Annotated in this window: 21 protein-coding genes, 2 tRNA genes and 1 pseudogene; 17 read left to right on the plus strand and 7 right to left on the minus strand. The window is 66.8% G+C overall.

Translation table 11 applies throughout. The features are described 5' to 3' along the window. The 7 genes from QK444_RS11995 to QK444_RS12025 form a co-directional block, all read left to right on the plus strand. Nucleotides 1-351, plus strand: a 351-nt coding sequence (locus QK444_RS11995) for a DciA family protein (RefSeq protein ID WP_282779750.1), incomplete at its 5' end; no start/stop codon positions are given. A 631-nt stretch (nucleotides 352-982) separates the two neighbouring features. Next, the gene (gyrB, locus tag QK444_RS12000; protein WP_282779752.1) at nucleotides 983-3031 is read left to right on the plus strand and encodes a DNA topoisomerase (ATP-hydrolyzing) subunit B; all 2049 of its coding nucleotides are present in this window, start codon (nucleotides 983-985) and stop codon (nucleotides 3029-3031) included. A 78-nt stretch (nucleotides 3032-3109) separates the two neighbouring features. Next, complete coding sequence (gyrA, locus tag QK444_RS12005) at nucleotides 3110-5626, plus strand: DNA gyrase subunit A (protein ID WP_029932485.1); 2517 nt, start codon at nucleotides 3110-3112, stop codon at nucleotides 5624-5626. Between the two features lie 45 nt (nucleotides 5627-5671). Continuing rightward, the gene (locus QK444_RS12010) at nucleotides 5672-6664 is read left to right on the plus strand and encodes a DUF3566 domain-containing protein (RefSeq protein ID WP_282779754.1); all 993 of its coding nucleotides are present in this window, start codon (nucleotides 5672-5674) and stop codon (nucleotides 6662-6664) included. 137 nt (nucleotides 6665-6801) lie between these two features. Beyond that, a tRNA-Ile gene (locus tag QK444_RS12015) sits at nucleotides 6802-6875 on the plus strand. A gap of 29 nt (nucleotides 6876-6904) precedes the next feature. Continuing rightward, a complete protein-coding gene (locus QK444_RS12020; RefSeq protein WP_218007277.1) occupies nucleotides 6905-7012 on the plus strand; it encodes a DLW-39 family protein in 108 nt (35 codons plus the stop codon). 27 nt (nucleotides 7013-7039) lie between these two features. After that, nucleotides 7040-7112, plus strand: a tRNA-Ala gene (locus QK444_RS12025). A 147-nt stretch (nucleotides 7113-7259) separates the two neighbouring features. Here QK444_RS12025 and QK444_RS12030 read toward each other — a convergent pair. After that, nucleotides 7260-7445: a hypothetical protein gene (locus QK444_RS12030; RefSeq protein ID WP_282779757.1), complete on the minus strand. Its 186-nt coding sequence runs from the start codon at nucleotides 7443-7445 to the stop codon at nucleotides 7260-7262. 197 nt (nucleotides 7446-7642) lie between these two features. On the opposite strand from QK444_RS12030, the gene QK444_RS12035 reads away from it, so the two are divergent. Together QK444_RS12035 and QK444_RS12040 are read left to right on the plus strand one after the other, a co-directional pair. Next, nucleotides 7643-8035 carry a hypothetical protein gene (locus QK444_RS12035; RefSeq protein WP_282779759.1) on the plus strand — a complete coding sequence of 131 codons (393 nt, stop codon included), beginning with the start codon at nucleotides 7643-7645 and terminating at the stop codon, nucleotides 8033-8035. A 35-nt stretch (nucleotides 8036-8070) separates the two neighbouring features. Further along, complete coding sequence (locus tag QK444_RS12040; protein ID WP_282779761.1) at nucleotides 8071-8526, plus strand: hypothetical protein; 456 nt, start codon at nucleotides 8071-8073, stop codon at nucleotides 8524-8526. Nucleotides 8527-8769: 243 nt separating this feature from the next. Here QK444_RS12040 and QK444_RS12045 read toward each other — a convergent pair whose 3' ends face one another. Beyond that, nucleotides 8770-9657, minus strand: a complete 888-nt coding sequence (locus QK444_RS12045) for an SMI1/KNR4 family protein (RefSeq protein WP_282779763.1) — start codon at nucleotides 9655-9657, stop codon at nucleotides 8770-8772. A gap of 1039 nt (nucleotides 9658-10696) precedes the next feature. Here QK444_RS12045 and QK444_RS12050 point away from each other — a divergent pair. The 3 genes from QK444_RS12050 (at nucleotide 10697) to QK444_RS12060 (ending at nucleotide 13987) form a co-directional block, all read left to right on the plus strand. Continuing rightward, nucleotides 10697-11722, plus strand: a complete 1026-nt coding sequence (locus QK444_RS12050) for an adenylate/guanylate cyclase domain-containing protein (RefSeq protein ID WP_039808161.1) — start codon at nucleotides 10697-10699, stop codon at nucleotides 11720-11722. A 424-nt stretch (nucleotides 11723-12146) separates the two neighbouring features. Next, nucleotides 12147-13142, plus strand: a complete 996-nt coding sequence (locus tag QK444_RS12055; RefSeq protein WP_282779766.1) for an ATP-binding cassette domain-containing protein — start codon at nucleotides 12147-12149, stop codon at nucleotides 13140-13142. A 5-nt stretch (nucleotides 13143-13147) separates the two neighbouring features. Further along, nucleotides 13148-13987, plus strand: a complete 840-nt coding sequence (locus tag QK444_RS12060) for an ABC transporter permease (RefSeq protein WP_051036616.1) — start codon at nucleotides 13148-13150, stop codon at nucleotides 13985-13987. A 6-nt stretch (nucleotides 13988-13993) separates the two neighbouring features. Here the strand turns inward: QK444_RS12060 and QK444_RS12065 are convergent, their stop codons facing one another. Further along, the gene (locus tag QK444_RS12065) at nucleotides 13994-14188 is read right to left on the minus strand and encodes a hypothetical protein (protein ID WP_143983372.1); all 195 of its coding nucleotides are present in this window, start codon (nucleotides 14186-14188) and stop codon (nucleotides 13994-13996) included. A gap of 98 nt (nucleotides 14189-14286) precedes the next feature. On the opposite strand from QK444_RS12065, the gene QK444_RS12070 reads away from it, so the two are divergent. Both QK444_RS12070 and QK444_RS12075 read left to right on the plus strand, forming a co-directional pair. Then, nucleotides 14287-14814 (plus strand): peptidylprolyl isomerase, encoded by a 528-nt coding sequence (locus QK444_RS12070; protein WP_029930539.1) that lies wholly within the window; start codon nucleotides 14287-14289, stop codon nucleotides 14812-14814. A gap of 17 nt (nucleotides 14815-14831) precedes the next feature. After that, on the plus strand, nucleotides 14832-15710 hold the full coding sequence (locus QK444_RS12075) for a rhomboid family intramembrane serine protease (protein WP_282779769.1): 879 nt from the start codon (nucleotides 14832-14834) through the stop codon (nucleotides 15708-15710). A 66-nt stretch (nucleotides 15711-15776) separates the two neighbouring features. Here the strand turns inward: QK444_RS12075 and QK444_RS12080 are convergent, their stop codons facing one another. Together QK444_RS12080 and crgA are read right to left on the minus strand one after the other, a co-directional pair. Further along, the gene (locus QK444_RS12080; RefSeq protein ID WP_282779771.1) at nucleotides 15777-16217 is read right to left on the minus strand and encodes a PH domain-containing protein; all 441 of its coding nucleotides are present in this window, start codon (nucleotides 16215-16217) and stop codon (nucleotides 15777-15779) included. Nucleotides 16218-16367: 150 nt separating this feature from the next. After that, a complete protein-coding gene (crgA, locus tag QK444_RS12085; protein WP_143983370.1) occupies nucleotides 16368-16634 on the minus strand; it encodes a cell division protein CrgA in 267 nt (88 codons plus the stop codon). Nucleotides 16635-16741: 107 nt separating this feature from the next. Between crgA and QK444_RS12090 the strand changes: the two genes are divergently transcribed. Genes QK444_RS12090 through QK444_RS12100 form a run of 3 tightly spaced genes read left to right on the plus strand, consistent with a single transcriptional unit; the run spans nucleotide 16742 to nucleotide 18541 of the window. Next, nucleotides 16742-17380: an aminodeoxychorismate/anthranilate synthase component II gene (locus QK444_RS12090; RefSeq protein ID WP_282779774.1), complete on the plus strand. Its 639-nt coding sequence runs from the start codon at nucleotides 16742-16744 to the stop codon at nucleotides 17378-17380. Further along, complete coding sequence (locus QK444_RS12095) at nucleotides 17377-18090, plus strand: dihydrofolate reductase family protein (protein ID WP_282779775.1); 714 nt, start codon at nucleotides 17377-17379, stop codon at nucleotides 18088-18090. The genes QK444_RS12090 and QK444_RS12095 overlap by 4 nt, the downstream gene beginning before the upstream one ends. After that, nucleotides 18080-18541, plus strand: coding sequence for a deaminase (locus QK444_RS12100; RefSeq protein ID WP_282779776.1), 462 nt, complete (start codon nucleotides 18080-18082; stop codon nucleotides 18539-18541). The genes QK444_RS12095 and QK444_RS12100 overlap by 11 nt, the downstream gene beginning before the upstream one ends. 59 nt (nucleotides 18542-18600) lie before the next feature. On the opposite strand, the gene pknB is transcribed toward QK444_RS12100, so the two are convergent. Together pknB and QK444_RS12110 are read right to left on the minus strand one after the other, a co-directional pair. Beyond that, nucleotides 18601-20502, minus strand: coding sequence for a Stk1 family PASTA domain-containing Ser/Thr kinase (pknB, locus tag QK444_RS12105; protein WP_282779778.1), 1902 nt, complete (start codon nucleotides 20500-20502; stop codon nucleotides 18601-18603). Next, a pseudogene (locus tag QK444_RS12110) lies at nucleotides 20499-21097 on the minus strand (hypothetical protein); the annotation flags it as partial. The gene pknB and the pseudogene QK444_RS12110, both read right to left, overlap by 4 nt.

Consider the following 21097-nt stretch of genomic DNA (forward strand, 5'->3'; position numbering starts at 1 on the left):
GACCCGCAGGCGCTGTCGGCGCTGACGGGAGCGCTCGCGCGCAATCGCGGCTGGTCCGGCAAGGTCGCCGAGGGCATGGTCTTCGGTCGCTGGGAGTCGGTGGTGGGGGAGGACATCGCGTCGCACGCGCACCCGGTTTCCCTGGAGAACGGGGTGCTCAGCATTCAGGCCGAGTCCACCGCCTGGGCCACGCAGCTGCGCATGCTGCAATCCCAGATCCTCGCCAAGATCAATCGCGCGGTCGGCCAGGGCGTGGTCACCTCGTTGCGCATCAACGGCCCGGTGGCCCCCAGTTGGCGCAAGGGCGACCGCCACATCAAGGGCCGCGGCCCGCGCGACACCTACGGGTAGTCGCCACCACTCGCACACCGGGGCGGATTCGGCCGCGTCACTCGACCGCGCCTGCTGTGGCAGTGGTGCGGACCCGCTTGACGGCGGCCCTCGTGGCGTCGGGCCTTCGAATGCGCCGCCCTTGCCCGAGGGCGGATGGGCTGGGGATCGTCGGATCGGTCCGTTCACACGCCGTCACCATCCCGTCGAATTCGAGAGTTCCTGGTCAGCGGCGAGTTTCACGTGGAACGTGGGCTGAATTCGTCGGTGCGACCGGCTAGGCTCGGGGGTGTCCCGGGGGTTCGCGACACCGGAATCCCTCCGGCTGTCCAGCGAGTCGCTGGTGAACTTTGTCGCGTCTTCTGTGGCGACGTTCCAGTTGCCCGCTGAACGCTTTGGAACCCGGTCCGCCTATCTCCTGACCCTTCGCCGATCGATTTCATGCATCTGTGGCCCACTCAGGGGTGTCATAGGTGCATTCTGTGTCGGGTCTGCCAGTAGGATGGTGGGGTAACTAGCGGCGATATCTCCGGCGCGTTCCGCAGAGCCCGCGCGTGGACCCGTAATTCTCGAGCAGACAGGATTCGGGGTCCCACGTGTGTCGTCTCGCGCTGTGTCGAGAGGATCAGCAAGTAAGGAGAGCTACCGAGCAGTGGCTGCCAACGACTCCAACGCAAGCGGCTCCACCCCGGGCAAAGCGGGAAACCAGGACTACGGTGCCTCCAACATCACGGTCCTGGAGGGCCTCGAAGCCGTCCGCAAGCGTCCCGGCATGTACATCGGCTCCACCGGTGAGCGCGGTCTGCACCACCTGATCTGGGAGGTCGTGGACAACTCCGTCGACGAGGCGATGGCGGGATACGCCTCCCGCGTCGATGTGACCCTGTTGGCCGACGGCGGCGTCCGAGTCGTCGACGACGGCCGCGGTATCCCGGTGGAGATGCACGCCCAGGGCATTCCGACCGTCGAGGTCGTCATGACCCAGTTGCACGCGGGCGGCAAGTTCGACTCCGACGCCTACGCGGTGTCCGGCGGCCTGCACGGCGTCGGCATCTCGGTGGTGAACGCGCTGTCCACCCGCATGCACGTGGAGATCGACCGCGACGGCTACCACTGGAGCCAGGAGTACAAGGACTCCAAGCCGGGCAAGCTCATCAAGGGCGACGCCACCAAGCGCACCGGTACCACCCAGACCTTCTGGGCGGATCCGAACATCTTCGAGACCACCGTCTACAACTTCGAGACGGTCGCGCGCCGCCTGCAGGAGATGGCGTTCCTGAACAAGGGCCTCACCATCACCCTGACCGACGAGCGGGTCTCCGAGAGTGAGATCACCGACGAGGTGGTGAGCGAGACCGCCGAGGCGCCCAAACATCTCGACGAGAACACGCCGCCCGCCGAGCCGAAGGTGAAGACCCGGACCTACCACTACCCGGGCGGTCTCGAGGACTACGTCAAGCACATCAACCGGACCAAGACGCCGATCCACAACTCGATCGTGTCGTTCACCGGCAAGGGCACCGGGCACGAGCTCGAGGTGGCCATGCAGTGGAACTCCGGCTACTCCGAGTCGGTGCACACCTTCGCCAACACCATCAACACCCATGAGGGCGGCACCCACGAGGAGGGTTTCCGCGCCGCGCTCACCACGGTGGTGAACAAGTACGCGAAGGACAAGAAGCTCCTCAAGGAGAAGGACGGCAACCTCACCGGCGACGACATCCGCGAGGGGCTGGCCGCCATCGTGAGCGTGAAGGTCGCCGACCCGCAGTTCGAGGGCCAGACCAAGACCAAGCTCGGCAATACCGAGGTCAAGTCGTTCGTGCAGCGCACCTGCAACGAGCATCTGACGCACTGGTTCGAGGCCAATCCGGCCGATGCCAAGACCATCGTGCAGAAGGCGGTGTCGTCGGCGCAGGCGCGCGTGGCCGCCCGCAAGGCGCGGGAGCTGGTGCGGCGCAAGAGCGCGACCGATCTGGGCGGACTGCCCGGCAAGCTGGCGGACTGCCGCTCCAAGGATCCGAGCAAGTCCGAGATCTACATCGTGGAGGGCGACTCCGCCGGTGGCTCGGCGAAATCCGGCCGCGACTCCATGTACCAGGCGATCCTGCCGCTGCGCGGCAAGATCATCAATGTCGAGAAGTCGCGCATCGACAAGGTGCTCAAGAACAACGAGGTCCAGTCGATCATCACGGCCTTCGGCACCGGCATCCACGACGAGTTCGACATCAGCAAGCTGCGCTATCACAAGATCGTGCTGATGGCCGACGCCGACGTGGACGGTCAGCACATCTCCACCCTGCTGCTGACCCTGCTGTTCCGCTTCATGCGGCCGCTGGTCGAGCACGGGCACGTATTCCTGGCGCAGCCGCCGCTGTACAAGCTCAAGTGGCAGCGGTCGGATCCGGAGTTCGCCTACTCCGACCGCGAGCGCGACGGTCTGCTGGAGCGCGGCCTGGCCGCGGGCAAGAAGATCAACAAGGACGACGGCGTGCAGCGCTACAAGGGTCTCGGCGAGATGAACCCGAAGGAGCTGTGGGAGACCACCATGGATCCGAGCGTGCGGGTGCTGCGCCTGGTCACCCTGGATGACGCGGCGGCCGCCGATGAGCTGTTCTCGGTCCTCATGGGCGAGGACGTCGAGGCTCGGCGCAGCTTCATCACCCGCAATGCCAAGGATGTCCGCTTCCTCGATGTGTAGGGGAGGTGGTCCCCAGGGGTTCGATTCCCCTAGGCCCCACATCCACCACCCCACCAGACTTCCCACGGAGACCAATTCATGACTGAGACCTCCCTGCCCCCGTCGGGTGGCGACCGGATCGAACCGGTCGACATCCAGCAGGAGATGCAGAACTCCTACATCGACTACGCCATGAGCGTGATCGTGGGCCGCGCGCTACCCGAGGTGCGCGACGGTCTGAAGCCGGTGCACCGCCGGATCATGTACGCGATGTACGACAACGGGTATCGGCCCGATCGCAGCTATGTGAAGTCGGCTCGCCCGGTCGCCGACACCATGGGCAACTACCACCCGCACGGTGACACGGCCATCTACGACACCCTGGTGCGCATGGCGCAGCCCTGGTCGCTGCGCTACCCGCTGGTGGATGGTCAGGGCAACTTCGGTTCGCGCGGCAACGACGGCGCGGCCGCCATGCGCTACACCGAATGCCGCCTGACCCCGCTGGCCATGGAGCTGCTGCGCGAAATCGACCACGAGACGGTCGATTTCCTGCCGAACTACGACGGCAAGACGCAGGAGCCGGTGGTGCTCCCGGCCCGCGTGCCGGTGCTGCTCATGAACGGCAGCAACGGCATCGCGGTCGGTATGGCGACGAATATCCCGCCGCACAACCTGACCGAACTCGCCGAGGCCATCTACTGGGCGCTGGACAATCACCTCGCCGACGAGGAGTCCACCCTCGCCGCGTGCATGGAGCGGGTGAAGGGCCCGGACTTCCCGACCGCGGGTCTGATCGTGGGCACCCAGGGCATTCACGACGCGTACACGACGGGCCGCGGCTCGATCAAGATGCGTGGTGTGGTGGAGATCGAGGAGGACAATCGGGGTCGCACCACGATCGTCATCACCGAGCTGCCCTACCAGGTCAACACCGACAACTTCATCAACTCGATCGCCGAGCAGGTGAAGGACGCCAAGATCGCCGGTGTCGCCGACATCCACGACGAGTCCTCGGATCGCGTGGGCATGCGCATCGTCATCACGGTCAAGCGTGACGCGGTCGCCAAGGTGGTGCTGAACAACCTCTACAAGCACACCCAGCTGCAGACCAGCTTCGGCGCGAACATGCTGTCCATCGTGGACGGCGTGCCGCGCACGCTGCGTCTGGACCAGATGATTCGCCTGTACGTGAATCACCAGTTGGACGTGATCGTCCGGCGTACCAAGTACCTGCTGCGCAAGGCCGAGGAACGCGCCCACATCCTGCGCGGTCTGGTGAAGGCCCTGGATCAGCTGGATGCCGTGATCGCCCTGATCCGCCGCTCGGCCGACACCGAGACGGCCCGTACCGGCTTGATGCAGCTGCTCGATATCGACGAGATCCAGGCGACGGCCATTCTCGATATGCAGCTGCGCCGCCTGTCCGCCCTGGAACGGCAGAAGATCCTCGACGAGTTGGCCAAGATCGAGGCCGAGATCGCCGATTTGAAGGACATTCTGGCGCGGCCGGAGCGGCAGCGCGCGATCGTGCGCGACGAGCTGGCCGAAATCGTCGACAAGCACGGCGACGACCGGCGCACCAAGATCATCGCCTCCGACGGTGACGTCGCGGACGAGGATCTGATCGCCCGCGAGGACGTGGTCGTCACCATTACCGAGACCGGTTACGCCAAGCGCACCAAGACCGACCTGTACCGCTCGCAGAAGCGCGGCGGCAAGGGCGTGCAGGGCGCGGGTCTCAAGCAGGACGACATCGTCAAGCACTTCTTCATCACCAGCACGCACGACTGGCTGCTGTTCTTCACCAACAAGGGCCGGGTGTACCGGGTCAAGGCGTACGAGCTGCCCGAGGCCAACCGCACCGCGCGCGGCCAGCACGTGGCGAATCTGCTGGCCTTCCAGCCGGACGAGAAGATCGCCCAGGTCATCCAGATCAAGTCCTACGAGGACGCGCCCTACCTGGTGCTCGCCACCCGCAAGGGCCTGGTGAAGAAGTCCAGGCTGACCGATTTCGACTCCAACCGCAGCGGCGGCATCGTCGCGGTGAACCTGCGCGACGAGGACGAACTGGTCGGTGCCGCGCTGTGTGCCGCCGATGACGACCTGCTGCTCGTCTCCGCACACGGCCAGTCGATCCGCTTCGCCGCCAACGACGAGGTGCTGCGTCCCATGGGCCGCGCCACCTCCGGCGTGCAGGGCATGCGCTTCAACACCGACGACGAACTGCTGTCGCTCAACGTGGTGCACGAGGGTGAGCAGGGCTTCCTGCTCGTCGCGACCTCGGGCGGCTACTCCAAGCGCACGGCGCTGGACGAGTACACCGCGCAGGGTCGCGGTGGAAAGGGCGTATTGACCATCCAGTACGACCAGAAACGTGGCAGTCTGGTCGGAGCGCTCATCGTCGACGACGACGACGAGCTGTACGCCATCACCTCCGGCGGCGGTGTGATCCGGACGGCGGCCAACCAGGTGCGCAAGGCCGGACGCCAGACCAAGGGCGTGCGATTGATGAACCTGGGCGAGGGCGCTACGTTGCTCGCAATCGCGCGCAACGCCGATGAGCCCGACGCGGTTTCCGGTGAAGAAGATGCCAGTGGTTCGGCGAAGCAGTAGTTTTCTCGACAGCAGCGGCGGCACAACGGATCGAAGGATTCACCATTGACCACTCCGAATCAGCCGAATGACCAGCGGCAGCATGCCAACGGTGTGACCGAGCGAATCGCACCGTCCCCGATTCCGCCGCGCCCCATTCCGCGGCCGGGATCGCCGGAAGGGCAGCCGCAACCGCCTGAAATGTCGGGCCAGTCCGGTGATTTCGCGCAGGATGGCAACGCCGGACGTCGGAGCGATCCGGAGCAGGCCGCCCCGGATCAGGCCGCCGAGCAACCGGCACCCGGTGACGGGCAGACCACGTCCCGGTTCGAGGAGGGCGGCTGGTCCCAGCTACCGCAGCGGGAGCCGCAGTCCAACCTCTACCGTCCCGGCCAGGCACCGGTGGCGGGACGCCCGGGCTCCGCGCCCGGGGTCGGCCTGAACGCGGGCGCGTCCAATGCCCGCACCACGGCCGACCTGGCCGCCAAGGCGGCCCGCAAGGAGGCCGCCATGGTGAAGTCCGTCGGCATCGACGGGCCGACCCGCAGCATCGCGCGGCCGGAACTGGTCAAGGACATGCCGGATCTGTCCGATCTGCGGCATCCGCTGCCACAGCATGTGGAGGCTCCCGCGGCGGTCGCCGGGGGTCCGGTGTCGCCGTCGGCTCCGGCGGCCGTGCAGCAGGCCGTCTCCAGCGGTGAACCACTGCGGGCGACGGTGCAGCTGCGCCATATCGATCCGTGGTCCACGCTGAAGGTGTCGTTGGTGATCAGCGTGGCGCTGTTCTTCGTGTGGATGCTCGCGGTGGGCCTGCTGTACCTCGTGCTCGAGGGCATGGGCGTGTGGGAGCGGATGAATTCCACCTTCACCGACATCGTCTCCGACGGCGGCTCGTCCTCGGCGATCGTGGACGCGGGCACCGTCTTCGGTTACGCCGGTGTCATCGGCATGATCAATGTGGTGCTTTTCACCGCCCTGTCCACGGTCGGCGTGTTCGTCTACAACAACTGCACCGATCTGGTCGGCGGCATCCAGGTGACCCTGGCCGATCCGGACTAGTCCACTCGCATCGGAGTACCTCTCGAAGCGGCCGGCGGCGGGCTCGTACAAGCCCGCTACCGGCCGTTTTGGTTACTCGGGGAGTCGTACGGTAATCTCATGCCTCGGTTCGGGTGAGACACCCGGAACCGAGATGAGGGCCTATAGCTCAGGCGGTTAGAGCGCTTCGCTGATAACGAAGAGGTCGGAGGTTCAAGTCCTCCTAGGCCCACTCCCGAATATCTCTGTAGGGTGGGATTCATGAAATTTCTCCTCACGATCGGCCTCGTTGCCGCGGTGATTTTCGGAATCAGCAAACTGCGTCAGCGCAACGACGCGGACCTCTGGCACGAGGTAACCACGCGCTGAACAACTTTCGGGGATTCTTCCCCGTCCGGGGCCTTAGCTCAATTGGCAGAGCACTGCCTTTGCAAGGCAGGGGTTAGGGGTTCGATTCCCCTAGGCTCCACAACTATCAGAGCAGGTCAGATAGGGTTTTCGCCCTACTGGTCTGCTTGTGTCCACACTCCGTGTCCACACACGAACCGCCCTGGACGGGGCGGTTCGTCGTTTGTGCGGCGCGTTCCGCCATCGGATCTATCGAACGATATGCGGGTTACCCGACCTGCGGCTCGTAATCCGCGTACCGGCGAGGCATGGGCACGGCGGCAGCGATCTCAGCCGCAGCCAACTCCAGCGCCGCCACCGCGGGGTGCCCGGCCCCGAGCTTGGCGGCCACCGCCTCGGCGATCGGCTGAATCTGGTCCCGCAATCCCCGGGATGTGCGCTCGTCCATCGACATCGGAATTCCTCTCATCGGCTCGGACATTGCGTTGTCGGCACTTCACGGGTCCGTTAGTAGTTGCTGAACACGAACGGCTGCCCCTGGATGCTGCCCGTGACGCTCATACTGACACGCCACGTCCCCGCGTAACAGGCTGCCTTGACCTCATAGGAGCGGCGGCCCGGCGGCCCGGGCGGGATCCCGGTGTCGCGGATGTGCGCCGCGTTCACTGGATTGGCTATTTCGACGCCGCCGAGTTCGCAGGCACCACCGGGGGCCGTCTGCTCGAGATGGCACAGCGCAACCCTGAGTACGCCGCACCGGCCGCCGAATACATTGGGCAGGCCATCGCGCTCCGCAGGCCGGACCGCTTGCGCAGCACCGCCCTCGATCAGCTCGGCATCGCCGAGGCTCGTCTGATCGAGGGTGAGGCCGAGGAAGCGTGTCGACTCGGGCACGAGGCTCTGACCACCGTGGAACGGACTGCGTCCGACCGGGTGCGGGTAAAGCTCGGCGAGATGTACCAGCGAACCAGCCAACTCGCCGACGTCGCTGTCGTGGCCGAGTTCCGCGACAGGATGCGCCCCTATATCACCGCACCTGTATAGAAGTGGGCATGACTCGCATCGGTGTGACCGGACATATGAACATCACCGCCGACTCGGTGCCGCTCATCTATGACGAGATCCGCCGTGTCCTCGACGAGCACGGCGATGCGGTCGACCTTGTCGGCGTCAGCTGTATCGCCCGCGGTGCCGACTCGGTGTTCGCGCAGGCCGTACTCGACGCGGGCGGCCGACTCGAGGTCGTGCTGCCGTCACGGAACTACCGTGAGCGCAAGGTCAAGCCCGATCACGCCCAGCAGTTCGATGAGTTGATCCGGTGCGCGGACACCGTGCGGGTAATGGAGTTCGACGAGGCTGGCCGCGAGGCATACGAGGCCGCGAACGAGGCGCTCGTCGGCACCTGCGATGCGCTGATCGCCGTATGGGATTCCCAACCCAGCGAGAAAGGCGGCACCGGCACCGTCGTCGAACTGGCCCGCGGCAAAGGCGTGCCTGTCGTCATCGTATGGCCGGACGGTGCTGAGCGTCGCTGATCAATAGCGGTCGTCATCCAGGGCACGCTGCTGCTTGCGGCGCTGAGTGATCAGGCTGTGTACGGGGAACCGACCCGCCGGTTGATTCAGGATGAGGTGGGGAATCGCTGGTAGGGGAGTGCCCCTTACCCCGCTGTGGCAGCAGCGCCCCGCAAACAGGAGCTCGACTGTACGGGTTTCCGGGCGCAAGGGATAGCTCTCTGGGGTATGGGTGTCTGCGAATTCATCCGTCAGATGGCAACGCTATCCGTCAGGTCGATTCCACGACCACGAGTCGATCCGCCACACGGTGTTCTCCTTGACGACACCGATGACGGCCTCGAGCGGGGATTTCGACCAGCCCTCGGGGATGGTCGCCGTGGCGCGCACAGAATGCGGAGGCGATCCCCACAGGTCATACTCGATCGGTTCGATCTTGGCTGGTACCCGGTGCCAGCACACGGAATCTCGGAGGTCGTTGAGGCCGGGTTGGCCCGGTCGCTGGTCGAACTCGTGACGCCATCGAGCCGACAGGGCATGGCGAATGTACGCACGGTTCTGTGTCGAGATCCCTCGCAGCAGACGGCCGATTTGGAAGTACACGTCTGCGCGATCGTGCTGGTCGGACTCGACGCGCCCGTCATCCATGCCGAGTTCTTCGGCAACGTCTATCAGTTCGGTCAAGGTCTCGGTGAGATCTCCACGGATGTGAGGTTCGTAGCGACACTGGGCGATATCCCCGGGCGGCGCGTCGGGATCGGTACTGGAGAAGTTGCATACCAAGGCTTCGGGCTGCAATTCGTCATCGCCGATCAGGACATGAATTCGTCCGGCCGGAGGCGGATGGAAGATCGGTTCGATCATCTCCCAGTTCCGCATCTCGAAGCCCGGCGGATCGCCGGTGAAGTACTCGATCTCGAGAAAATCGGTCCGCTCCAGCCATCGTGGCGAGGCCCCGAGCTCATCGGCCGGGTACAGGAAGGAACCACCGATCGCCTCGATGCCGCTGCAGATCGACATCAGCTCTCTGTATTGGTGATCGAAGCGGACCCCCAGTCGCGACTCTGCCGCAGCGAGCTCGGCCGGGGAGGCTGGGAGTCCGGGTGTTGCCCCGATGCGTACAGCTCGAGCTACGAGATCACGAAGCTCCATGGCGCTGACGCTACCAACGGAACCGGGTGACCAGCGGGAACGGCTCGAATCGCGCTGTCTCACCCGAGTGCCCCAGCCTCCTGATCGGCAGACGACAAAGTCAAGACTGCCCGAACAACGCGCCGAACGCAGGAACTACGAACGGAGGACCCCTCGGGGGGTTCGGCGCAGGCATCGAAGGGGCCGCCGGTGCGCGAACGCACCATATGCCGATTCCAGGACCGTAATGGTCGCTGTCGCACGGGGGTTCGCTGGTGGGCCGGGCTGGGCTGTTCCGAATCGCGGGCCTAGCTCCGAGATGCTCGGTCGAGTTCGAAGATTGTCGGCGGATTAGGGCATCTACCCGATACTGAGCGGGGGTGGGTGCGGCATAGGATCGGGATCCTGGTGGATGCCGGAAGAAAGGGCTGAAGTGGGGTTTCGGGCTTTGCAGGGTGTGCGCGGCAGCCGGGTGGTGACGACCGTGGTCGCGGCTGGCGCGTTGCTGCTGGCGGATCCGGCGTTTGCGGCGGCTGATCCGAGTGTGCAGGTAATTCCGGGGCGGGCTCGGATCAAAGTGGTGGTGCACGGGACCGAGTACCCGGCGGATCGGTGTTCGGTGGATCCGGACGCGGATGGGCGCACCCAAAGTTTGGCGATCGCACCGGGTATGAACAGCGTTGTGGCCGAAGGGGTCGCACCGGGATCTCGGCGGGTGCTGGTGTGGTGTCCGCAGGGCGGGGTCATCTGGCAGGGAAATGTGGATGTGTTGCCGGGGGATCCCGTGCTCGATCTGTTGGATCGGGTGTTCGCAGGAGCTGGAAGCAGTGATCGGGTCACAGACCCGGCTCTGCGCTGAACAGCGGTGCGGGGCCTGGCCGAAACCGAGCAACCAGGCTGAGGGTGTACGCGGAACGAACAAAGGCTCATGCTCTTCGTGAGCACGCCTGACCGCGGCTCAACACGCCCGACGCCCGCGAACCCAGCCCTGGTTTGTGATCGGTCACCAGGCGGGTCGTGGCGGCGGCGTGGTGGGGGGGTTGCGCCGTAAGGTGGCCCCATGGCCTCCACTGAGATCTCCAAATTGGTTCAGTCGGTGGTCGAGCCTTATCTGCTGAGCGGGGAGCGTAAGTACAACCGGCGGCAGGTGGCCGACCGCACCGGGGTGCCGTCGACGCTGTCGCGGCGGCTGTGGGTGTCGTTGGGGTTTCCGGCTGATCCGGACGATGAGGCGATCGAGTACACCGATGCCGATGTGCAGGCTGTTCGCGCCTTCACCAAGCTGAATGTGCTTGCGCGGGCGGATGTTCCGCGGCAGACGGCGGCGGCGCGGCAGTTGGGGCAGTCCATGGCGCGGCTGGCGGAGTGGCAGGTCGATCTGGTTACCGAGGAGATCTTGGACCGGATCGCGGCCATTACCGAGGCCGATCCCGCGGCCGATCCGCAGGAGGCGGCGCGGGCGGCCACCGAGGAGGTCGTCTCCGAACTCGAGCAGTTGCTCTCCTATGCCTGGCGGCGGCAGTTGGCCTCCTCGCTGGCGCGGTCGCTGGACGGCGGCGCGGTGGCGGGGGACCAGGTGCGGCAGTTGGCGGTCGGGTTCGCCGATATGGTCAGTTACACGCGTCTGACCCGGCATCTGGACCCCGAGGAGCTCTCGGCGCTGCTGGAATCGTTCGAGACCGTCACCAGCAACGCGATCACCGCGGGCGGCGGCTGGGTGATCAAGAATGTCGGCGACGAGGTCATGTACGCGGCCGGGTCCGCCGAGCAGGGCGCGCGGATCTCGCTGGCCATTCAGGAGGCGGCGGAGGCGTCGCCGGGGATCACCACGCAGTTGCGCATCGGCCTGGCCTACGGGCCGGTATTGCAGCGCTTCGGCGACCTCTACGGCGATGTGGTGAATGTGGCCGCGCGGCTCACCGGTGTGGCTCGGCCGGGCACCGTGCTCATCGACGACGGCGCGGCCGCGCGACTCGACGGCGATCCGGAATTCACGCTGCGGCATCTGCGCAGTGTGCGGGTGCGCGGTATCAGCCGACTGCGCGGGCATGTGCTGCGCCGCAACGAGATCCGCCCACTGATCTAGATCGTATTGGTCTAGTCCGGTGAGCCGACTCCAGAAAGGGGGGCGGGCCGCGGCGAAGGGGGGGAGTTTGCCGAGGCCCGCGATAGGTCGGCCCGGGGGGGAGGGGCCGACGGGAACGATCCTACGCGACGATTCGAGTTTGTGTGCGCACGGGGACCATCGCGTTGGAAGAATTTTTCGCCGAACCTGTCGTACCCCGCTGCGAACATGTGTTCGTGCACGAGCTGTCGAGGACCGCGCGCCGCCGCATTCCCGAGGGCGGCGGCTCCTCGTGTGCGACAGGCGTTTCGAAACGGGGTAAATGGGATGAAATCACGATCAGCCTGGGCAATACTGGGGCGATAGCGTCCCGGTCACGGTCGACAGTATCTGCGCAGCTCAGACATCTATACGAGCTAAGAACCCATACGACACCAGGAGAATCATGCCCGACGCAATAGTCGCAGAGGGGCTGGTCAAACGGTACGGCCGCGTGGTCGCACTGGATGGACTCGACTTACGGGTGCCGGAAGGCACCGTCAAAGCCCTGCTGGGTCCCAACGGCGCGGGGAAGACCACCACCGTCCGCGTTCTGACCACCCTGCTCATCCCCGACTCCGGCCGCGCCACCGTCGCCGGGGTCGACGTGCTGAAGGATCCGCAGTTGCTGCGCTCCCGGATCGGCACCTCCGGCCAGTACGCGGCCGTGGACGAGTACCTCACCGGCTTCGAGAATCTCGAAATGGTCGGTCGGCTGTACCACCTCGGGGTGCAGCGCAGTAAGCAGCGTGCCCGGGAGCTGCTGGAGCGCTTCCGGCTGTCCGACGCCGGCGACCGCCCGGTGAAGGGCTACTCCGGCGGTATGCGGCGGCGGCTCGACCTCGCGGGCGCCCTGGTCGCCAACCCGCCGGTGCTGTTCCTGGACGAACCGACCACCGGCCTCGATCCCCGTGCGCGCCTGGACCTCTGGGATGTCATGGAGGAACTGGTCGCGGGCGGCACCACCCTGCTGCTGACCACCCAGTACCTGGAGGAGGCCGACCGGCTGGCCGACTCCATCGCCGTGATCGACCACGGCACGGTGATCGCCGAGGGCACCTCCGACGAGCTGAAGTCCATGGTCGGCGGCGACCGCATCGAGCTGACCGTGGACCATGTGGACAATCTGGCGGTCGCCGAACAGGCGCTGTCCGGGCTGGCGCACGGCGAGATCCGGCTGGAGCCGGGGCTGCGGCGCATCATCGTCCCGGTCAGCAATGGTTCGCAGGCGCTGGTCGACGCTATCGGCCAGCTCACCAAACATGAAGTGGCCATTCATGACGTGGGACTACGGCGACCGTCGCTCGACGACGTGTTCTTGACCTTGACGGGCCATGAGGCCGAGGAATTGGTGAACGGCTCGGGTTCGGCGGAGCTGGAGAAGGAGGGACAGGCCCGATGAGCGCCATGCTGACATCCGTCGAGAAACCGTCGCTGGCCCAGCGGGCCACCATGTTGGCGAGCGACAGCCTCACCATCACCAAGCGCAATGTCATCAAGATCAAGCGCGTCCCGGACGTGCTGATCTTCACGACGCTGTCGCCGATCATGTTCGTGCTGCTGTTCGCGTACGTGTTCGGCACGGCCATCCAGGTGCCGGGTATGGAGGGCGGCTACCGCGAATTCCTCATCGCGGGCATCTTCGCCCAAACGGTCGTATTCGGCGGCACCTTCACGGGTTTGAGCCTGGCCGAGGATATGCAGAAGGGCATCATCGACCGTTTCCGCTCACTACCCATGGAACCCGCGGCGGTCCTCATCGGCCGCACCGGCGCCGACGTGGTGATCAATGTGGTGAGCCTGGTGGTGATGTCGCTGGCCGGTCTGGTGGTCGGCTGGCGAATTCGCGGATCGTTCGTGGACGCGGTGCTGGCGTATCTGCTGCTGTTGCTGTTCGCCTACGCGATCTCGTGGATCATGGCCGTGATCGGCCTGATCGTGCGAGCGCCCGAGGTGTTCAACAACGCGGTGTTCATCGTGATCTTCCCGCTCACCTTCCTCGCCAACACCTTCGTGCCGATGGAGAATCTGCCCGGACCGCTGAAGCTGTTCGCGGAATGGAATCCGGTGTCGGCGCTGACGCAGGCGACTCGCGATCTGTTCGGCAATACCAGCCCGGCCATGCCGCCGCCGGACACCTGGTCCATGCGGCATCCGGTGGCGACCACGCTCATGTGGGTCGCCGTGATCCTGGTGATCTTCGTTCCGCTGGCCGTGCGGCAGTACAAGCGCTCGGTGAGCCGGTAGGAATGCTCAGCGCGTGGTTTCCGTGCCCGCTCCGGCGAGCGGGGTGGGTGCGGAACCATTGCGGGAATAGCCCAGGCGCGGCGGTTCGGGGGCGGGGGCGGGCGGCTGCGGGCGGCGGTTCAGGACGACCGCGACAATGCTGCCCACCGCTCCGAGTAGTGCCGCCGCGATGATTCGGTTGCGAAAACTCCCCAGCTCCATCCGACCACTGTGACACAGCACGCGTTTTCGCGCAGCAAGGGGTGGTGACCGCAGGTCGCTGGGGGTTCCCCCGCTGGCAACGGCATAGCATGGGCGGCGTGACCTCACCGAATCAGACCGCCGTGGCGACGCTGCACACCAACCTCGGCGATATCAAGATCTCGCTCTTCGGTAACCACGCCCCCGCGACGGTGCGCAACTTCATCGGCCTGGCCGACGGCTCCGCCCCGTACACGACGAAGAACGCCGCGGGCACCGATTCCGGGCCGTTCTACGACGGGGCCGTCTTCCACCGCGTGATCGACGGCTTCATGATTCAGGGTGGCGACCCGACCGGTACCGGGCGCGGCGGACCGGGCTACGAGTTCAAGGACGAGTTCCATCCCGAACTGCGCTTCGACCGCGGCTACCTGCTGGCCATGGCCAACGCCGGGCCGGGCACCAATGGTTCGCAGTTCTTCATCACCGTCGGTGCGCAGCCGCATCTCAATCGGAAGCACACCATCTTCGGAGAGGTGGTGGATCCCGACTCCCGCAAGGTGGTCGACACCATCGCCACCACCGCGACTGATCGCAACGACCGGCCGAAGGATCCGGTCGTGATCAACAGCGTCACCATCGACTGAATTCGAAAGCAGTAGAGATGAATCCTCACCCGCCCGCACCGTCGTGTTACCGCCATCCGGACCGGCCCACCGGTCTGGCCTGCACGCGGTGCGGGCGGTCCGCCTGCCCGGAATGCCTGCGCTCGGCCTCGGTCGGGCAGCACTGCGTGGACTGTGTGGCACAGGGGCAGAAGGATGTTCGGCAGGTGCGCACGGTGGGCGGGGCGACGCTGTCGCGCAATCCCGTGCCCTTCGTGACCTACGCGCTGATCGCCGTGAATGTCGCCATCTACGGCATTACCGCGCTGGAAGCCGGGAACCTGATGGACAATCGGGCCTCCTCGCTGTTCAGGGCATGGCGGTTGGTGCCCGCCTTCGTCGGGGACGGTGAGTGGTTCCGCGTCGTCGGCTCCGGCTTCCTGCACTACGGCCTGATCCACCTGCTGGTGAATATGCTCGCGCTGTACCTGCTCGGCCCGTACTGCGAAGTGGCGTTGGGGCGTACGCGATTCCTCGCCGTGTATCTGGCCTCGCTGCTGGGTGGCTCCGCGGCCGTCATGGCGCTGGTCGATCCGCTCACCGCCACCGTCGGCGCGTCCGGCGCGATCTACGGTCTGTTCGGCGCGGTCGCGGTGATCATGCTGCGTACCCGGCAGAACATGACGCAGATCGCCGTGCTGTTGGCGATCAACCTGTTCATCAGCGTGTCGGTGCCCGGCATCTCGCTGTGGGCGCACCTGGGCGGACTCGCGGCGGGGACGCTGTCCACGGCCGGGATCCTGTACCTGCCGCGCCTGCTGCGCGCCCGCACCCAGTCGACCGCCTCCGCGATCGGTTGGGGATCGGTGGCGGCCGTGGTGGTGCTCGCGCTGGTGGTGAGCGTGCTGGCCGCGCCGACGGTGATAGTGATCAACTGACGTCGCGGCCCGGCTCGGCCGGATCCTTTCGAGGCTCGGCCGGAGCGACTCGGGTGAACTACCGGATCAGCGACCCAGATGGGCACGCAGGGTTTCGAGGACCTCGTCGGGTGCGGCCCCGAGATCCCAGCGGCCGAAGATGAGCAGACGCTCTTCGCCGCCGTCGTCCACATCCAGTTCGAGCATGGGCATCCGGCGGCCGAGTCGCCGGTAGGAGACCACGCGCGCCCGCAGCACCTGCTCGGGTGTATAGCGCTTGGGTCCGGCCACGCCGCGCACCACGACCGGATCGGGGGTGCCCGGCTCGACGGCCAGGCGCGGCCGCTGCCGCAGGCCCACTCCGGCCATGACGAGCAGGGCGATCGCGGCCAGGCCGATGAGCAGCCGACCCGGCGGATCGTCGGACAGGAAGGCCGCCACGGCGAGCACGATCCCGCCGAGGGCACAGACCGCGAGGGCGGCGGGTGGGGTCGACCACGCCAAGGCGCGGGAATCGGCTGGCGTCACTGTCCCCAAACCCTCCTCGAGTTGTCCACAGATTCATCCACAAGTGTGTATGAATAACACTGTTGTAAGGCGATCGAGCTCACTAGCAGCCGCTATATGTAGCGGTCGTATCCATCCACACCCCGCTCATCTTGTGGAGACTGGGGAGAACTAGCGCCAGCGCATGGTCATGATCAGGCCCACGACCATGAGGCCGAAGCCGATCAGGAAGTTCCACGCACCCAGATCGCTCATCCAGCTGATCTGCTCTGCGGCCAGGTAGTACACCAGCAGCCACACCAGCCCGGCCAGCATGAAACCGAGCATGATGGAGACGTACCAGACCGGCGAGGGACCCGCCGCCTTCACCTTGACGGGTGTCCGGCTTGCCGGGTTGATCGTGTAGTCCGTCTTCTTCCGGACCTTCGACTTGGGCATGGGTGGCTCTCCTCCGCCTCTCCGTGACTTCAGCGCATGGCTGAGGTATGCGTCCATACTAGGTATTGCCTGCGACGATCGCGGCCGCGCCCAGCTACTCTCGAACCATGCGTGTTCTGGTCGTCGACAATTACGACAGCTTCGTGTTCAACCTGGTCCAATATCTGGGGCAGCTGGGTGTGGACGCGACGGTCTGGCGCAACGACGATCCACAGCTCGCGGACGTGAACGCGGTGGTGACCGAATTCGACGGCCTGCTCATCAGCCCCGGGCCGGGGACGCCGGAGCGCGCCGGGGCGAGTATCGAGCTGGTGCGGGCCTGCGCGAAGCACGAGGTACCGCTGCTCGGGGTGTGCCTGGGGCATCAGGCCATCGGTACGGCCTTCGGAGCTACCGTCACCCGGGCCCCGGAGCTGCTGCACGGCAAGACCTCCGACGTCTACCACGTCGGCGCGGGGGTGCTGGCCGGACTGCCCGACCCCTTCACCGCCACCCGCTACCACTCGCTGACCGTGCTCGAGGAGACCATGCCGCCGGAGCTGGAGGTGCTCGGCCGCACCGAGAGCGGGATCGTCATGGCCATGCGGCATCGTGAGCTGCCCATTCACGGGGTGCAGTTCCATCCCGAATCCGTGCTCACCCAGGGCGGGCACCGGATGCTGGCCAACTGGCTGGGCGTCTGCGGCGCCCGGCCCGACGAGGGCCTGGTGCGGACCCTCGAGGCGGAAGTCGCGGCGCTGGTGTGAATCGCCCCGACGATGTGGTGCGCCGCCGACCGCACGTGCTGCTGTCGGTGGCGGTGAGCATCGACGGCTACATCGACGACGCGCGCACCGAGCGGCTGCTGCTGTCGAATTCGGCGGATTTCGACCGGGTCGATCGACTGCGGGCCGAATCCGACGCCATCCTGGTCGGCGCGGAGACGCTGCGTCGCGACAATCCCCGGCTGCTGGTGAACAGCGCCGAGCGCCGCGCCGCCCGGGTGTCGGCGGGGCGATCCGAGTATCCCCTGCGCGTGGTCGTCTCGGCCAAGGGTGAGCTCGACCCGGAGTTGCGCTTCTGGCACAGCGGCGGGGAGCGCATCGTCTACACCACCGAGGCCGGTGCGGTGCGGCTGGGTGATCGCGTCACGCGGGCGGCGACGGTCATATCCCTGGGCGGTGTGGTCGATTTCGCCGCGCTGCTGGACGATCTCGGCGCGCGCGGCGTCGAACGGCTCATGGTGGAGGGCGGCGGCGCGATCCACACGGCCTTCCTGTCGGCGGGACTGGCCGATGAGATGCTGATGGCGGTCGCCCCGATCCTGGTCGGCGATTCGGCCGCCCCGCGATTCCTGCGTTCCGCCGCGTATCCGGGTGGGCCGCATCGGCGGCTGCGGCTGGCCGAGGTCAGCCAGGTCGGCGATATCGCCCTGCTGCGCTACCTGCCGAAGGAGGAGGGTCCCCGTGTCGGATGAGCAGCGCCTGCACCGGCAGTGGATGCGCCACGCCATCGGACTGGCCCGACTGTGCCCGATCAGCGTGACCGCGTTCTCGGTGGGCGCGGTGATCGTCGGCGAGGACGGCGTGGAGATCACACACGGTTTGTCGCGGGAGACCGACGAGAAGGTGCACGCCGAGGAATCCGCCCTGAACAAACTGGAACCGGACGACCCGCGGCTACCGCACGCCACCCTCTACAGCACCCTGGAACCCTGCTCGCAGCGCGCCAGCCTCGACCGCGCCCCCTGCACGGATCGCATTCTGCGCGCGGGCATTCGGCGGGTCGTCATCGCCTGGCGGGAACCGGCCACCTTCGTGGCCGACTGCGTCGGCGTCGAGAAGCTCCGCGAGCACGGCATCGAGGTGATCGAACTGCCCGACCTCGCCGACGAGGCCATGTCGATGAACCGCCACCTGCGGCTCTGACGAGAATGGCCGCGCTCCTCGCGGGGCGCGGCCATGCCGGTGGTGCCGATCGGCGGATCTCACGGGGGTCCGAGGGACAGCACGCCGGTCGTGATGGTCACCGTCGCGGTCTTGCCGAGCGAGGAGCCGACCGCGGGCTGCTGGGCGATGACTCGGCCCACACTGCCCGCGTCCAGGGTGGCCTGGGTGTTCTGGCTGATCTGGCCGACCCAGCCGCGGGAGCGGAGGGTGTCGGCGGCCTGGGCGGGGGTCATCCCACGCAGGTCGGGCATGGTGATGGCGTCGCCGGTGGAGACCTGGACGATGACCGTGGAGCCCCGGTCGGCCATGGAGCCGCCCGCCGGGTTGGTGCCGATCACCGTGCCCTTGGGCTGGGAGTTCTGCACCTCCTGCACGGTGATCTCGAAACCGGCGCTCTCCACCAGATTGGGTTCGGCCACCTCCAGCGGCTGGCCCACCACATCGGGGACGCGCACCTGCTCGGGTCCCTTGCCGAGGGTAATGGTGACCGTGCTGTTGGCGTCGATGCGCGCGCCCTCGGTGGGGGTCTGGGCGATCACCTTGTCCTTGTCCTCGACGCTGGAGGCGTCGCGCTGCACGTCCGAATCCAGCCGCAGCCCTTTGGCATTGAGCTGCTGTTCGGCCTGCTGCTGGGTGAGTCCGGCCAGGCGCGGCACCGCGACCTGCGCGGGGCCGGTGGACACCTGGAGGGTGACGGTGCTGCCCTCGTCTATGGGTGATCCGCCCAGCGGCTGGGTGGCGATCACATTGCCCTGCGCCACCTTGCTGTCCGGCTTCTCCTGGATGGCGACGGTGAAACCGAGCCGCTCCAATTCCTGCTGCGCCGTGGCGGCGGGCCGATTGGCCAGATCAGGCACCGTCACCTGGTCAGGACCGGAGCCGGGACCGATCAGCGTCCAGAACAGGACGAAGGCCACCACCACCGCGGCCGCGCCCGCCAGGCCCAGGTACAGCCCGCGCCGGGAGCCGCCCGGGTCGACGATCTCCTGTTCGCTGGTGTCGTCGCCGCGTTCCACGGTGCGGTAGCGCGATACCGGGAATTCCTCGTCGAGGAAGGTGGTGCTCTCCTCCTCGGTCATGACCATGGGCGCGGTCGGCTTCTGCCCACCCAGCACCCGGATCAGGTCAGCGCGCATTTCGGCGGCCGTTTGGTAGCGGTTGGCCGGGTTCTTGCTCATCGCCTTGAGCACGACCGAGTCCAGTTCGCGCGGTACGCCCGGGTGTACGTGCGAGGGCAGCCGCGGATCCTCCCGGACGTGCTGGTACGCCACCGCGACCGGGGAGTCGCCGGTGAAAGGCGGTTCGCCGGTGAGGATCTCGTACAGCACGCAGCCGACGGAGTACACGTCCGAGCGGGCGTCGACCTGTTCGCCGCGGGCCTGCTCCGGGGACAGGTACTGCGCGGTGCCGATGACCGCGGCGGTCTGCGTCATGGGGTTGGAGCTGTCGGCGATGGCGCGCGCGATGCCGAAGTCCATCACCTTCACCGCACCCGCGCGGTTGATCATGATGTTGGCGGGCTTCATATCCCGGTGGACGATGCCGTTGCGGTGCGAGAAGTCCAGCGCCGCACACACATCGGCGATGACCTCCATGGCCCGGCGCGGCGGCAGCGGCCCCTTGCCGCGCACCAGGTCGCGCAGCGTGTCACCGTCCACGTACTCCATGACGATGTACGGCAGCGGTCCGCCGTCGACCTCGGCCTCACCGGTGTCGTAGACCGCCACGATCGCCGGATGGTTCAGTGCGGCGGCGTTCTGCGCCTCCCGCTTGAACCGCAGATAGAACGTGGGGTCGCGGGCCAGGTCGGCACGCAACACCTTGATGGCCACATCGCGGCCGAGGCGCATATCCCGCGCCTTGTGGACTTCGGACATACCGCCGAACCCGATGATCTCGCCCAGCTCGTAGCGAGAGGAGAGATTCTTCGGGGTCGTCATGGCAGTCCTTGCTGGGCGGCGGGAGCTGGAGTGCTGCTGTGTGCTGGTCGCGTGGTTCCGAACGCACCACCGGCGCCACCGGGCACCGTCGGTGGCCACGATGGTATTTCGAACGGGGGCTCGATGGTGGTCTTGCTGGGCTTGACCGTGGTGGTCGGCGCCGGTTTGGTGGTCGTCGGTTTGTCCGGCGTGGTGGTCGGCGGCGGCTCGGTGGTGGTCGGCGGCGGCTCGGTGGTGGTGGGCAGCGGTTCCTCGGTGGTCGGCGGCACCGTCGGCGGCGGTGGCACGAACCGAGTGGTGGTCGGCGGTTCGGTCGTCGTGGTGGTGGACTGCACCGGTGGCGGAACCACCACGGCGCTGGTCTTGGTGGGCGGCGTCGGATCCGGAGGATTGTTGTTGAGCAGCACGAAGGCCGCCGCGGCACCCACGGCCAGCGCGCCGACGCCGAGACCCGCGAGGGCCTTCTGGCTGTTGGTGAAACGTCCGCCGCCCTGTTCGGCGGTGCGTCCGCCGATCGGCGGCGTGCCGGGCGGCGGGGTGTTCGGGCCCTGCATCATGGCGGTGGCGACCGGCGCCTGCTGCGCCCGCTGCGCGT

It is taken from the genome of Nocardia sp. CC201C (assembly GCF_030010695.1).
Lineage (GTDB): Bacteria > Actinomycetota > Actinomycetes > Mycobacteriales > Mycobacteriaceae > Nocardia > Nocardia otitidiscaviarum.